This window comes from Comamonas sp. 14P8.1.4, assembly GCF_057799285.1.
Genome location: NZ_JBYOKN010000008.1, coordinates 1 through 13051, shown reverse-complemented (window position 1 = coordinate 13051; position 13051 = coordinate 1). Strand labels below are relative to the sequence as shown.

The 13051-nt window shown below is 59.9% G+C and carries 14 protein-coding genes and 1 tRNA gene; 7 read left to right on the top strand and 8 right to left on the bottom strand.

Annotated features, from left to right (window positions below; genetic code table 11):
• Positions 1–140: 140 nt before the first annotated feature.
• Positions 141–947 carry a type I methionyl aminopeptidase gene (gene map, locus AC27VO_RS12405; RefSeq protein ID WP_488667114.1) on the top strand — a complete coding sequence of 269 codons (807 nt, stop codon included), beginning with the start codon at positions 141–143 and terminating at the stop codon, positions 945–947.
• Positions 948–1104: 157 nt separating this feature from the next.
• On the opposite strand, the gene AC27VO_RS12400 is transcribed toward map, so the two are convergent.
• The 3 genes from AC27VO_RS12400 to AC27VO_RS12390 form a co-directional block, all read right to left on the bottom strand.
• The gene (locus tag AC27VO_RS12400) at positions 1105–1764 is read right to left on the bottom strand and encodes a nitroreductase (protein ID WP_488667023.1); all 660 of its coding nucleotides are present in this window, start codon (positions 1762–1764) and stop codon (positions 1105–1107) included.
• Positions 1765–1942: 178 nt separating this feature from the next.
• Positions 1943–2818, bottom strand: a complete 876-nt coding sequence (gene cysE, locus AC27VO_RS12395) for a serine O-acetyltransferase (protein WP_488667022.1) — start codon at positions 2816–2818, stop codon at positions 1943–1945.
• Positions 2819–2854: 36 nt separating this feature from the next.
• Positions 2855–3655 (bottom strand): RNA methyltransferase, encoded by an 801-nt coding sequence (locus AC27VO_RS12390; RefSeq protein ID WP_488667021.1) that lies wholly within the window; start codon positions 3653–3655, stop codon positions 2855–2857.
• A gap of 201 nt (positions 3656–3856) precedes the next feature.
• On the opposite strand from AC27VO_RS12390, the gene AC27VO_RS12385 reads away from it, so the two are divergent.
• The gene (locus AC27VO_RS12385) at positions 3857–4747 is read left to right on the top strand and encodes an inositol monophosphatase family protein (RefSeq protein WP_488667020.1); all 891 of its coding nucleotides are present in this window, start codon (positions 3857–3859) and stop codon (positions 4745–4747) included.
• Positions 4748–4870: 123 nt separating this feature from the next.
• Positions 4871–5191, top strand: coding sequence for a hypothetical protein (locus AC27VO_RS12380; RefSeq protein WP_488667019.1), 321 nt, complete (start codon positions 4871–4873; stop codon positions 5189–5191).
• A 71-nt stretch (positions 5192–5262) separates the two neighbouring features.
• On the opposite strand, the gene AC27VO_RS12375 is transcribed toward AC27VO_RS12380, so the two are convergent.
• Positions 5263–5907, bottom strand: a complete 645-nt coding sequence (locus AC27VO_RS12375) for a DUF6988 family protein (protein ID WP_488667018.1) — start codon at positions 5905–5907, stop codon at positions 5263–5265.
• A gap of 285 nt (positions 5908–6192) precedes the next feature.
• On the opposite strand from AC27VO_RS12375, the gene mutS reads away from it, so the two are divergent.
• The 4 genes from mutS (at position 6193) to AC27VO_RS12355 (ending at position 11024) form a co-directional block, all read left to right on the top strand.
• Complete coding sequence (gene mutS / locus AC27VO_RS12370; protein ID WP_488667113.1) at positions 6193–8787, top strand: DNA mismatch repair protein MutS; 2595 nt, start codon at positions 6193–6195, stop codon at positions 8785–8787.
• A 69-nt stretch (positions 8788–8856) separates the two neighbouring features.
• Positions 8857–9678, top strand: coding sequence for a proteasome-type protease (locus tag AC27VO_RS12365; protein WP_488667017.1), 822 nt, complete (start codon positions 8857–8859; stop codon positions 9676–9678).
• A gap of 35 nt (positions 9679–9713) precedes the next feature.
• Entirely contained in the window at positions 9714–10544 is an 831-nt protein-coding gene (locus AC27VO_RS12360) for an alpha/beta fold hydrolase (RefSeq protein ID WP_488667016.1), read from the top strand.
• A gap of 111 nt (positions 10545–10655) precedes the next feature.
• Positions 10656–11024 carry a hypothetical protein gene (locus tag AC27VO_RS12355; RefSeq protein ID WP_488667015.1) on the top strand — a complete coding sequence of 123 codons (369 nt, stop codon included), beginning with the start codon at positions 10656–10658 and terminating at the stop codon, positions 11022–11024.
• A gap of 35 nt (positions 11025–11059) precedes the next feature.
• On the opposite strand, the gene AC27VO_RS12350 is transcribed toward AC27VO_RS12355, so the two are convergent.
• The 4 genes from AC27VO_RS12350 to AC27VO_RS12335 all read right to left on the bottom strand — a co-directional run bounded on the left by AC27VO_RS12350 (position 11060) and on the right by AC27VO_RS12335 (position 12960).
• Positions 11060–11133: transfer RNA gene (locus tag AC27VO_RS12350), tRNA-Gly, on the bottom strand.
• Between the two features lie 379 nt (positions 11134–11512).
• Positions 11513–11977 (bottom strand): hypothetical protein, encoded by a 465-nt coding sequence (locus AC27VO_RS12345; RefSeq protein WP_488667014.1) that lies wholly within the window; start codon positions 11975–11977, stop codon positions 11513–11515.
• Between the two features lie 61 nt (positions 11978–12038).
• Positions 12039–12647 carry a glycoside hydrolase family 108 protein gene (locus AC27VO_RS12340; RefSeq protein WP_488667013.1) on the bottom strand — a complete coding sequence of 203 codons (609 nt, stop codon included), beginning with the start codon at positions 12645–12647 and terminating at the stop codon, positions 12039–12041.
• A gap of 1 nt (position 12648) precedes the next feature.
• Positions 12649–12960 carry a hypothetical protein gene (locus AC27VO_RS12335; RefSeq protein WP_488667012.1) on the bottom strand — a complete coding sequence of 104 codons (312 nt, stop codon included), beginning with the start codon at positions 12958–12960 and terminating at the stop codon, positions 12649–12651.
• Positions 12961–13051: the final 91 nt, after the last annotated feature.

Sequence of the window (13051 nt, the reverse complement as noted above, 5' to 3'; positions counted from 1 at the left end):
CTAGCCGCTCTTGTTTTTGCACCCATACCCGTGCCATCCACGTCAGTTGCGCACATTCCTGCACCCATCTGCCGCCAACGCGCTACAGTGCTGCCTATTGTTTTTACACCGACAGCTTGCCCGCTGTTGCCCTGATCGACATGGCCAAACGCCCTCTTCGCCGCCTCCCTCCCATTCACGACGCTGCCAACATTGCCAAGTCACGCGAGGCCGGCATGCTGGCCGCCCGGGTGCTGGAAATGCTCACACCCCATGTGCAACCCGGTGTGACCACCGAGCACCTGGACAATCTGTGCCATGACTTCATCGTCAATGACCTGCAGTGCATTGCTGCCAACATTGGCTACTACGGCTACCCCAAGACGGTGTGCACCTCGGTCAACCACGTGGTCTGCCACGGCATTCCGACACCCAAGGACGTGCTCAAGGACGGCGACATCGTCAACGTGGACGTAGCGCTGATCAAGGACGGCTGGTTTGGCGACACCTCGCGCATGTACACCGTGGGCAACGTCTCGGCCAAGGCGCAAAAGCTGATCGACACCACGTACGAAGCCATGGTGGCCGGCATTCGCGCCGTGAAACCCGGTGCTACCTTGGGTGACATTGGTCACGCCATTCAGACCGTAGCCCAGCGCGATGGCTTCTCCATCGTGCGCGACTACTGCGGCCACGGCATCGGCCAGACCTACCACGACGAGCCCCAGGTGCTGCATTACGGCTACCCCGGCCAGGGCATGAAGCTGCAAGAGGGCATGATTTTCACCATCGAGCCCATGCTCAATGCCGGCAAGCACGACACCAAAGAGCTGGACGATGGCTGGACCGTCATTACCAAAGACAAATCGCTGTCTGCGCAGTGGGAGCACATGGTGGTGGTCACCGCCGATGGCTACGACGTGCTGACGCCCTGGCCCGAAGGCACCGGCAAGTACGCCAAACCCTGATCTGCGGCCACAGCCCCATGCAGCCCCATGTAGCCTGATGCTGCGGGACTGCCGGGTGCATGCACCTCTGGCACCGCCAGCACAGCCCCCAAGGCTGCCCACCAAAAAAGCGCTTCCTAGGAAGCGCTTTTTGCATGGTGCCGCAGCAGCCTGCTGCTCAAAAGCCCTTGAGCTGCCCCCACTCTGCAAACTCCGCACGTGTGGCACGCATGGTGTTGATGGGCGCGTTCTTGTCCTCGTAGCCCAGGGCAATGCCAAACGTCACCAAATAGCCTTCAGGCACGGCGATGTGCTGCTTGACCACGGCGTCATAGCGGCGCCAGAAGCCTTGTGCACAGGTCGCCAGCCCCGCGGCGGTGGCGCTCAGCATGAACGATTGCAGATAGATGCCCAGGTCCATCCACTGCACCGGGCCCATGCGCTCTTCGGTGAACATGACAATACCCACGGGTGCGCCAAAGAACGAGGCGTTCTTGGCCAACTGCTTCAAGCGACCGGCCTTGTCCTCGCGCGTGACGCCAATGCTGGCGTACAGCTCTTCGCCATTGGCAAAGCGGCGTGTGCGGTAAGGCTCCCACAGGTTCGGTGGATACGACAGGTGCTGGGGGTTTTCTTCGCCCGGTGTCTGCGCCACATCGGCCAGCATGGCCTGCAGGGCATCACCAGAGATGGCTGCCACACGCCAGGGCTGCATATTGCCGCCGGATGCGGCCTGTGCGGCATCTTGCATCAGACGCTGCACCAGATCGGCGGCAGGCACTTGGGAGGTAAAAGCGCGTACCGAACGGCGTTCACGCAAGGCTTGGGACACATCCATGGAAGTTCTTCCTGTCTCTAGTGGGTCATCAAATCTAAGAACCCCCAAGGGTACAAGAGCCCCAGGCTGCCGCGCGCTACATTGGTGACTTTGTCGGCACAAATCACAAAGAGGCCCCTGGGGGCCTCTTTCTTATTGCTTATGGAGCGGGCGAAAAAGCCGCCGCTTCCTTGCTGGCTTACTTGCCCAGAATCTGATCGATCTTGGCTTTCTCGAAGTGCCCGCCGCGCTCGCTCTCGCAGGGCACGCAATCCGCCTTGAGTTGGGCAGACAGCTTCTCCACCGCCGCCCACAGCATTTGCAGCTGTTGCTCGTGCGTGGCTGCGCCTTCAGCCAGGCCCTTCATGGCCTGGCTGATGGGGTCATCCTCGGTCACGCCATAGGCGCTAAAGCCCTGGGCTGCATCGGCGCAGGGCTGTGCGACCTGGGGGACTGCTGCAGCTGCTGCGGCGGCATTGGCGGCGTGCAGACTCGGTACAGCAGCGGGCTGTGCAACAGGCTGCGCCCCAAGGTCGGTCACATCCGCGCTTTCACCCTTTTTGGAAGGGATGATGCGCGCCGGAATGCCCACAGCGGTTGCGCCCGCAGGCACGGGCTTGATGACCACGGCGTTGGAGCCGATCTTGGCGTCATCGCCCACTTCAAAGCCGCCCAGCACCTTGGCACCGGCAGACACCACCACGTTTTTACCCAGCGTAGGGTGGCGCTTGGTGCCCTTGTACAGCGAGGTGCCGCCCAGCGTCACCCCGTGGTAGATGGTGCAGCCATCGCCCACCACCGCCGTCTCACCAATCACCACGCCCATGCCGTGATCGATGAACACGCGCTGGCCAATCGTGGCGCCGGGGTGAATTTCGATACCAGTCAACCAGCGGCCGATGTGCGAGGTAAAGCGCCCCAGCCATTTGAGGTTGTGCGTCCAGCACCAGTGCGCTGGAATGTGCCACCAGATCGCGTGCAGACCGGGGTAACAGGTGATGACCTCCCAGGTGCTACGCGCCGCAGGATCGCGGTCAAGAATGCACTGGATGTCAGAACGCAGTCGGGCAAGCATCAGAGGCCATTGGTGGTGATAAGAGGGCTGCACAGTTTAGTGCTTTGGCGGCGTACTTTGCAGCATGGCCTTGGCGACACCGCGCAAGATGTGGATTTCTTCCTGCGTCAGCTGCGCGCGGTTGAACATCTGGTTCAGGCGCGGCAGCAGCTTTTTAGGAGCTGCCGGGTCCAGAAAACCGATGTGCGCCAGCGCCTGCTCCCAGTGGCCCAGCATGCCCGCCACCTGCTGCATGTCAGCGCGTTCTGGGCGCGGGGTGTGCTCCACCACCGGAAATCCGCCCAAGGCCTCCCGCCACTCATACGCCAGCACCTGGATGGCTGCCCCCAGATTGAGGGAGCCAAACTGCGGGTTGGACGGAATCGAGAGCGCCACATTGCAGCGGTACACATCCTCGTTGGCCATGCCAAAACGCTCGCAGCCAAACATCAGGCCGATACCCCGCTCACCATGCACACTGCCCGAGGGTTCTGCGGCATCAGCCAAATTGGCATCTAGCCCTTTTTCAGCCTGCGCTTTCAGCTCACCTTTGATGAGCATTTCAAAGTGCTGGCGCGGTGTGCGCGTGGGCGGGCCAAAGTCGCGCGGCGTCATGGCTGTGGCGCACAGATGGCTCAGACCTTCCACGGCCTCATCCACGGTCTCCACAATGCGGGCGTTGTTCAGCACATCCAAGGCACCGCTGGCGCGCTGGATGGTCTCCTCCTTACGCAGCACATTGGCCCAGCGTGGGCGCACCAGCACCAAATCGTCAAAGCCCATGGTTTTCATGGCGCGGGCGGCAGCACCCACGTTGCCAGCATGGCTGGTCTCAATCAGGATAAAACGGGTTTTCATTCGAGCGTTGGCCCACATTGCACATGCAGGCAGCAGAAATCGGGCAAGCCGGTTAGAATTTGCGCCCTATTGTCGCTGCCCGCATCGCCGGGCGTGCGTAAACCCGTTCATCATCCGCGTTCAGCGGTGCGCCATCCCAGGTTGTGTGAGTAGAGATTGAAAAATTTGGGGGTGGTTCGCTGTGCGCCAACACCACAATCTATGTCGTCTTCCTCCCTGCACCCCATGCTCAACGTGGCCATCAAGGCTGCACGCGCCGCTGGCGCCATCATCAACCGCGCCGCTCTGGACGTTGAGTCGGTTCGCGTAGCGCAAAAGCAAGTCAATGACTTCGTCACCGAAGTGGACCAAGCTGCTGAGCGCACCATCATCGAAACCCTGCTGGGTGCCTACCCTGACCACGGCATTCTGGGCGAGGAGAGCGGCAACGAGTTCGGCAACAAGAACTCGGATTTCGTCTGGATCATCGATCCTCTGGACGGCACCACCAACTTTATCCACGGCTTCCCCGTGTACTGCGTCAGCATCGCGCTGGCCGTCAAGGGCAAGATCGAGCACGCCGTGGTGTATGACCCCACCCGCAACGACCTGTTCACCGCCACACGTGGCCGTGGCGCGTTCCTGAACGAGCGCCGCATCCGCGTCTCCAAGCGCACCCAGCTCAAGGACTGCCTGGTTTCCACCGGCTTCCCCTTCCGCCCCGGCGACAACCTGCGCGCTTACCTGCGCATGTTCAGCGAAGTCACCCAGCGCGTGGCTGGCGTGCGCCGCCCCGGTGCTGCCGCACTGGATCTGGCCTACGTCGCAGCAGGCTTCACCGATGGTTTCTTTGAAACCGGCCTGAACATCTGGGACGTGGCAGCAGGCAGCCTGATCATCACCGAAGCCGGTGGTCTGGTCGGTAACTTCACTGGCGAAGCCGACTTCCTGGAGCAAGGCGAGTGCCTGGCCGGTAACCCCCGCGCTTACGGCCAACTGGTCGGCATTCTGGGCAAGTACAGCAAGTTTGCAGGCGTGGAAGACAAGCTGGGCGTGGACGCTGGCATTGCCGCCGACAAAAAGGAAGAAGGCGAAGCCGACAGCAACGACTAAGCCCGGCAGGCACTGCTGCAGCGCCACCCGCTGTGCTTGACCATGCAACCGCCGCAGCCGGTCAGGCCCGGCGGTTTTTTCATCCCCACGGCCGCACCCACCTTCACTCACCGAGACACCGCTATGCCCGCACTCTCCAAAGCCGCCAAAGCCCAACTGCCCTATACCTTGCTGCTCGACCCCGAGACCGGCAAAGCCGCCGCCTACAACGCGACCAACCAGCTCATCACCGCCGATGCCAGCAAAGCCCTGATCGCTTTTGCACTGGAAAACGCACGCCAAAACCTGCCGTTTGACGTGGAAGGCCACGCCGCCACGCCTACGCGCCGCCCCCCTCCAGCCTGGGCCACCGCAGACGTGCAGCAACGCCTGCGCCTGATCTGGATTCAACTGCCCCACCAAGACGCCTACGACGAAGCTTGGTTGGCCGTGCCTGCCAAATAAAGCCAGCAGCGCAAAACCCTCTTCAAAAAAGAAAAACAGCCGCAAGTGCCCTTGGCCTTGCGGCTGTTTTTTTATGTAAGTTCAGACTCAAGAACAGACAGCGCATCCTGCTCTTTCGCAAGTTGCAACAGTGCCGACTTCACGTCGTCATCTCGCATAACTTCGGCAATCCACTGCGCAGCAGTCATGTCATAGAGAAACGCATTTTTCACAAGGGAACGTGTCTCCTCTTCAGTACCTAGCCGCCCTATTGACCCATTCGTATCAAATCTTCGAAGGATTTGTTGATGCCCACCATGTGCGAAGTCTGCATAGACATGCTTGACCTCTTTCATGTGCCTGTCCAAGGCATCAAATGCAAGTGGATGAATATGGCTTTGCAGTTCCTGCAAACACTTAACCCTTGAAGGGAACTCACTGTCCAAGTTGGACCGATATTTTTCAAACCCTTCGTCTGTTAAGTGCTTACCAAGCCAACCACCCGTCACACAAGCCTCCAACGCTGATCGCAGTAATGCAAGAGCAGAGGCATTCACATGCCCCTCACCAGCCTTGAGCAAAATAAAAATAGATAGGCAGTGGTCTCTGCACACCTGCAAAAGGGCCACGCTAGCACGCTGCCGCATCGTTAATTGAGCAGGCTTGACTTTGAGAGACCGAGCATGCGCTATCCAACGGCCAAGCAACTCCACACAATCTGTTTCACGTTGATTCATAAACATCGCTATGAGTTTCTTCAACCGCGATGCTATGGGGCACTTCGCTAAATAAATCGCACTCCCGCAAACCTTGCGGCTGTTTTGTTTGCGCCGCGCGACAGTACAAAGCATCTCGGATAATTCCTGCCTGATCTAGGCGGGCCACTCACGTACAGTACCCGCTCACCACAAGGAATTTGCGTTTTGTCTACCACCGAAGTTTCCACGCACAACCCGAACAACAACAGCGTGCAGACCCCCTCCAACTCACCGCTGACCGCCCCCATCGAGCTGCATACGCCGATGATGCAGCAGTACATCCGCCTCAAGGCGGATCACCCAGACACCCTGGTGCTCTACCGCATGGGCGACTTCTATGAAGTCTTCTGGGACGATGCCGAAAAAGCCGCCCGCTTGCTGGACATCACCTTGACCACACGTGGACAGTCGGCCGGATTTCCGGTCGCGATGGCCGGCGTGCCTTTCCACGCGCTGGAAGGCTATCTGGCGCGTTTGATCAAGATGGGTGAGTCGGTCGCAATCTGCGAGCAAGTGGGTGAAGTCGGTGCCAGCAAAGGCCCGGTCGAGCGCAAAGTGGTGCGCGTGGTCACTCCCGGCACGCTGACCGATACCGAGCTGCTCAGCGACAAAACCGAAGCCATGCTGGTGGCACTGCACACCGCTGGTCGCCAGCGCTGCGGCCTGGCCTGGATGAGCGTGACGCAAGGTCGCATCCATTTGGCCGAATGCGGCCAGGACGAGTTGGGCGAATGGCTGGCACGCATTGCCCCCAGCGAAGTGATTTACAGCGCCGGCGTGACCGAGCGCTTTGAGCAGGGCCTGTTCGCCCTCAAACACAGCGGTGCTGTGGCCTGCCCCTTGAGCCCACGCCCGGACTGGCAGTTTGATACTGGGCTGGGTGAGCGCAAGCTGCTGGAGCTGCTGGGAGCAGCCAGCCTGAAAGCCTGGGAGGCCGAAGACCTGCCACTGGCCCATGCTGCCAGTGCCGCACTGCTCAGCTACGCCGAGCACACCCAAGGCCGCAACCTCACGCACATTCACAGCCTGCAGGTGCAGCGTGATGACCAGCTCATCAACCTGCCGCCTGCCACGCGCCGCAATCTGGAACTGGTCAAAACCCTGCGCGGCGAAGACAGCCCCACGCTGTTTTCGCTGATGGACACCTGCATGACGGCCATGGGCAGCCGCTTGCTCAAAAACTGGCTGCTGGAGCCCCTGCGCGAGCGCGCTGCGGCCATGGCCCGCCACAGCGCCATTGAAGTGCTGCGCGGCAACGATGCACTGGGCGGCACCATGCCCTGGCAAACGCTGCGCGCGGAACTGAAGGGCGTGAGCGATGTAGAGCGCATCACCGCTCGCACAGCGCTGCGCCAGGTGCGCCCACGTGAGCTGGTAGCCCTGGGCAAGACACTGCAAAAAGCGAAGCTGCTTGCACAGTCCCCACAAGCGCCAGCGGCCTATTTGAATGATATTTTCAAAGACCTGCTGCCACCCGAAGGGTGTGCCGATTTACTGGCACGCGCCATCCTAGAAGAACCCGCCGCCCTGGTGCGCGACGGCGGTGTGATTGCGCGCGGCTTTGACGCCGAGCTGGATGAGCTGCGCGGCATTCAGGAAAACTGCGACGAGTTTTTGCTGGAGCTGGAAGCCAAGGAAAAGCTGTTCACCAACATCCCGAACCTGCGCGTGCAGTTCAACAAGGTGCACGGCTTCTACATTGAAATCACCAACAGCTACAAAGACATGGTGCCCGCGCACTACCAGCGCCGCCAGACGCTGAAGAACGCCGAGCGCTACATCACGCCCGAACTGAAGGCATTTGAAGACAAAGCCCTGTCGGCCCAAGAGCGTGGACTGCAGCGCGAGAAGCTGCTGTATGAGCAGATCCTGGATCAGCTGCAACCGCATGTGCCACACCTGACACGGGTGGCCCAAGCCATCGCCGCGCTGGATGTGCTGTGCACGCTGGCCGAACGCTCGCTCACACTGAACTGGAGCAAGCCGGAATTCACCAGCGTACCTTGCATCGAGATTGAAGCGGGCCGCCACCCCGTGGTGGAAGCGCGCATGGCCGAAACCTCCAGCGGCAGCTTCATCGCCAACCACACACGCATGAACGTGAACACGCGCATGCAAGTGATTACCGGTCCCAACATGGGCGGTAAATCGACGTATATGCGCCAAGTGGCCTTGATTGTGCTGCTGGCCAGCATGGGCAGTTATGTGCCCGCCAGCGCCTGCCGCCTGGGCCCGATTGACGCTATCCACACCCGCATTGGCGCGGCCGACGATCTGGCCAACGCCCAGTCCACCTTCATGATGGAGATGACGGAAGCCGCGCAAATCCTGCACGCCGCCACACCCCATTCGCTGGTGTTGATGGACGAGATTGGCCGCGGCACCAGCACCTTTGACGGCCTGGCCCTGGCCAGCGGTATTGCCACGCAGCTGCACGACAAAACCAAGGCCTTCACGCTGTTTGCCACGCACTACTTCGAGCTGACCGAGCTGCCCGCCAAGGCCAAAGCCGCCGTCAACGTGCACGTGGGCGCCGCCGAGTCGGGCAGCGACATTGTGTTTTTGCACGAAATCCAGCCCGGCCCTGCCAGCCGCAGCTACGGTGTGCAAGTGGCCAAGCTGGCTGGCATGCCGGCGGCGGTACTGAACCATGCGCGCCACTCGCTGGAAGCGCTGGAGGCGCGCGACGATGCAGGCAAAGACCAGGTGGACCTGTTTGCCGCACCGCCCATGCCCGCCTCGGCCCTGCAGGCCACCCCGGTGGAAGATGCGCTGGCGCAGATCAACCCCGATGCCCTCAGCCCGCGCGAAGCGCTGGAAGCGCTGTACCAGTTAAAGAAACTGGCGCAACGCGCATAAGGCCTTTACCCACCACGCACCACAGGCACTAGACTTGCTTGCACAAGCAGCTTTCCTGCATACATTGCCATGACCTATTGCATTGCCATCAAGCTCGACGCGGGCCTCGTCTTTTTGTCGGACTCGCGCACGAACGCCGGGCTCGATCAGATCAACTCTTTTCGCAAGATGATGATCTACGAGAAGACGGGCGAGCGCTTTATGACGCTGCTGTCAGCCGGCAACCTCTCGATCTCGCAATCGGTGCGCGAGCTGCTGCAGACCATGAGCATCCGCGACGAAGCCAGCGGTGAGGTGCTGACCATCTGGAACGCCCCCAGCATGTTCGATGCCGCGCGCGTGCTGGGCGCTGCCGTGCGCCATGTGTATGAGCGCGATGGCGTAGCCCTGCAACGCGCGGGGGTGGATTTCAATGTCTCCATGCTCTTTGGCGGCCAGATCCGTGGCGAGGGCATGCGCCTGTTCCAGGTGTACTCGGCCGGCAACTTCATCGAGGCCACCGCCGAGACGCCTTACTTCCAAATCGGTGAGGCCAAATACGGCAAGCCCGTGCTGGACCGCGTGCTCACCCCGGAGCTGCCGCTGGACGAGGCCGCCAAATGCGCCCTGGTGTCCATGGACAGCACCCTCAAGTCCAACCTCTCGGTCGGTCTGCCGCTGGATCTGGCGGTGTATGACGTGCACAGCTACACCTGCAACAAGCTGGTGTGCATCGACGAACACAACCCTTACTTTCAGATGCTGCGCAGCAACTGGGGCGAGCGCCTGCGCGCGGTGTTTGACAGCATTGAAGACCCCCAGTGGTTCGGCGGCAACAGCCACGTCCCGCTGGTGATGGACAAACCCAGCCCCATCAAGAAAATCACCACTCCCGAAGAAAAGCTGGTGTAGGGCAGGCAGGGCCTGCGTGCACCACCACCGACCGCATGCAGCCCCTGATTTTCTCGCACGCCAACAGCTTTCCCGCTGGCACCTACCGCCTGTTGTTTGACTTGCTGCGCGCGCGTGGCTTTGAGGTGCATGCCATCGACCGCTTTGGGCACGATGCACGCTACCCCGTCACCAACAACTGGCCGCACCTGGTGCAGCAGTTGGCCGATTTTGCCCAGCCACTGGTGCAGCGCTGGGGCCAGCCTGCATGGCTGGTGGGCCATTCGCTGGGCGGCTTTCTGAGCGCCATGACCGCCGCCCAACACCCGCAGCTGGCACGCGGCATGCTGATGCTGGACTCCCCACTCATCAGCGGCTGGCGCGCCACATCGCTGGAGATGGCCAAACGCACCCAGCTGATGGACAACGTCTCTCCCGGCAAGATCAGCCGCAAACGCCGGAACCTGTGGCACAGCCGCGAGGAAGCGCTGATCATGTTTCAGAGTAAAAAAGCATTTTCCCGCTGGCACCCGCAAGTGCGGCAAGACTATCTGGCCGATGGCCTGTCCCCCACCAACGACGGGCGCCTGACCCTGCACTTCACGCGTGAAGAAGAGACCGCCATCTACAACACCTTGCCGCACAACCTGAGCCGCACGCTGCGCCAGCAACCGCTGCGCTGCCCGGCGGCCTTCATCGGCGGCATGTACTCCAAAGAGATGAAGCAAGTGGGCATGGATCTGACACTGCGCATCACCCATGGCCGCACCATGCTGGTGGACGGCAGCCACCTCTTTCCCATGGAGCAGCCGCACATGACTGTAGCCGCCATTGAGGCCAGTTTGCTCAACCTGCAAGTGGCCAGCGCGCGGCTGCACAAATCCTAAAAAAGAAGCTGCTAGCGTTGGCAAAACCTTGGCCTTGGGGTGTTTTGAAGCACAAACACAGCCAGTACCTGCGCAGATAGCTATTCTTTTCGCCAGTTAGGAAGGAAGCACATGGCTTTGGATTACCTGGATTTCGAATACAGCGAAGATGAAGACCGCAACGGCACCTGGGATGCCATGGCCAGTGTGGCAGACAGCCGCTGGCCTGCACTGCTGGATGAAGTTCGCGAGGTGCTGCACTGGGCAGACCGCTCGTTCCGCGGCCGCCGCGCACCGCTGGACGAAGGTGGTGACTGGGACTATGACCTGAGCGCCCAGGACGATGACAACGACCGCGCCCTGCGTATTCGCTGGGACAGCGCCCAGCAAACCGTGGAAGCCGAAACCGCGCAAGCTGGCAGCTACACCACGCTGACACTGACGCTCACGGGCGGCATAGCCTTTGGCGACGCACTGCGTCAAGCGTTTGATCTGGAGTAAAAGAGAGAAAACCGTTGCCGCGAATGGGCGAAAGATGGAGCGGGTGATGGGAATCGAACCCACGCTATTTGCTTGGGAAGCAAAAGTTCTACCATTGAACTACACCCGCCTGTGTTTCACCCACATGTCGATGTGGGGCACTGAACGCCCGTAAATTTATCACAGACCAGCGTGTGCCAAACACTGCACAGGCTGGTACTTCAAGAATTTCTCTGCATGACCACCTTGCCCACTCCCGCGCCCTACGCCGTTCTCATGGTGTGCATGGGCAGTAAGCCATTTACTATTCGTTATTAACGCTTATTTTTAATATAAAACAATCACTTATACAAATTTACCCACAATCAAAACGCCCTGTGGATTGTGCAAAACTGCATTAATAAAATCAAATACTTGTGCATTAGTTAGGTGACACTTTGCGATAGCCCATCACGCTCGATACAACGCCCCGATGCAATTAAGCACCGGGGCGTTTTTTTTATAGAACTTTAGGGACTTGTCATCACTGGCCAAGCTGCCCAGCAGGTTCGCGCATCAAGGGCGTGTCCATCAGCTTTTGCAGCCAACTCTGTGTATCGCTGGCTGCACTGTCTGAGTAGCTGATTTGCGGTTGCGGCGTACTCTCTGACGGCGGCGGCGGAAGCCGTGGCAATTCGCTTGTCGGCTTCAGTGAGCTGGTCGCGCAACCGGCCAGCATTGCGAGTGGCAACAGCAGCAGCGACAGCCAGGCGCGCTTGTTCTTGGATGGATGCATTGAGTGCCCCTTGGTAATTGGTATCGATTGCCTGAGCCACCGCAAAAGTGCCCGCATCGCGTGCGTTCAGCTCCTGGGTGTGGGCCAGCTGGATCTGTGCAATGTCCTGGCCCAACCGCCAACCGTTCACTGCCCAGCCTGCGCTAAAAACAATAGCTACCAGCGCAAGAACAATCAGTGCTTTGGTTCGATGCAGCATAGGTACTGCTCCCACATCAGCTGCCAGTAAATGGCTGGCGCCAGGATAAAGAACGGGTGCATCAGCCTTCACCCACGGTTTCTGCGCAGCGTGTAGCTGGCACGTTGCCAATGCGATGGTCCAGCCAGCCGACTAGAAAGCTGGCCTGCCCTGGGTTCTTCGCAAGGGTTGTGTAATGCGCAGCCTGGTAGCCATCCAATAGTTTCAATGTCAGCTCACAGGCTTTAATGCGGCCACGTCGTTTTTCCAGCGCGCGATAGGCGTCAAGCGTTTGACCGCCGATGGCACCATCCACACTGATCAATGCGTAATCACGCCCTGCCCGACTCAGATCATTGAGGGATTGCTGAAACGCGCGACTGGCGCGCCCGGTCCCGGTGTTCACCCCCGCATCCACCAGCTTGGTGCCCACTGCTGGCGACATCAGCAGCACATCGTCGTAGCGTGGTGCCTCTATATAGGTAGCGATGTAGATTTCTTGGGCCATGCCCTTGGGCAAGCTGGCCATAGCGCCCTTGTATCCATGAGCACGCGCCACTTGCTCTGTCACGCCATGGTTCGTGGCACCGCCTGCATCGTTGGGATCGTTGACGTAGCCGCCCTCGATCGCAAAGACACCGCCGACAACCGCCAACACAAGTGCGCCCAGTGTTTTCCATTTGTGCTGCATGTCACTTCTCCAGTGATTCAAGCTGCAGTCCAGCTGCAGTACGTGCCGAGTCAATCTTTGCTTGCCTGCGCCACTTCCAGACCAGATGCGCAATCTGCAAGCTGATGAAAAACAGACTGGCAAACACCACCCATGTATTGCCTGCAAAACCTAAAAAACTTCCCTCTGTCACTGGTGCCATGCTTGCCCCTACTCCTGCCGTTCCTGCTGGGGCTGCTTGCACTCCCGCTTTAACAATGTCGTGCTTCTGCTCGGTACTTAGACCGTTTGCCATGCCCAAGAGCGCTTTGATGTACTGGATAAATTCGTGCATTTTTTGGGCGTAAAAAAACCGCCCGAAGGCGGCGGTTTGTGGGTTGCTTGCCTTCTTGCTGGCAAGTGTCTGGAATTGGTGGCTGATTTAC

Bases quoted from the DNA above. Each gene is read 5' to 3' on its own strand.
- AC27VO_RS12335 (WP_488667012.1), bottom strand. From the start codon at position 12,960: ATGCACGAATTTATCCAGTACATCAAAGCGCTCTTGGGCATGGCAAAC.
- AC27VO_RS12355 (WP_488667015.1), top strand. From the start codon at position 10,656: ATGGCTTTGGATTACCTGGATTTCGAATACAGCGAAGATGAAGACCGC.
- AC27VO_RS12345 (WP_488667014.1), bottom strand. From the start codon at position 11,977: ATGCTGCATCGAACCAAAGCACTGATTGTTCTTGCGCTGGTAGCTATT.
- map (WP_488667114.1), top strand. From the start codon at position 141: ATGGCCAAACGCCCTCTTCGCCGCCTCCCTCCCATTCACGACGCTGCC.
- AC27VO_RS12340 (WP_488667013.1), bottom strand. From the start codon at position 12,647: ATGCAGCACAAATGGAAAACACTGGGCGCACTTGTGTTGGCGGTTGTC.
- AC27VO_RS12385 (WP_488667020.1), top strand. From the start codon at position 3,857: ATGTCGTCTTCCTCCCTGCACCCCATGCTCAACGTGGCCATCAAGGCT.
- AC27VO_RS12380 (WP_488667019.1), top strand. From the start codon at position 4,871: ATGCCCGCACTCTCCAAAGCCGCCAAAGCCCAACTGCCCTATACCTTG.
- AC27VO_RS12375 (WP_488667018.1), bottom strand. From the start codon at position 5,907: ATGAATCAACGTGAAACAGATTGTGTGGAGTTGCTTGGCCGTTGGATA.
- mutS (WP_488667113.1), top strand. From the start codon at position 6,193: ATGATGCAGCAGTACATCCGCCTCAAGGCGGATCACCCAGACACCCTG.
- cysE (WP_488667022.1), bottom strand. From the start codon at position 2,818: ATGCTTGCCCGACTGCGTTCTGACATCCAGTGCATTCTTGACCGCGAT.
- AC27VO_RS12390 (WP_488667021.1), bottom strand. From the start codon at position 3,655: ATGAAAACCCGTTTTATCCTGATTGAGACCAGCCATGCTGGCAACGTG.
- AC27VO_RS12400 (WP_488667023.1), bottom strand. From the start codon at position 1,764: ATGGATGTGTCCCAAGCCTTGCGTGAACGCCGTTCGGTACGCGCTTTT.
- AC27VO_RS12360 (WP_488667016.1), top strand. From the start codon at position 9,714: ATGCAGCCCCTGATTTTCTCGCACGCCAACAGCTTTCCCGCTGGCACC.
- AC27VO_RS12365 (WP_488667017.1), top strand. From the start codon at position 8,857: ATGACCTATTGCATTGCCATCAAGCTCGACGCGGGCCTCGTCTTTTTG.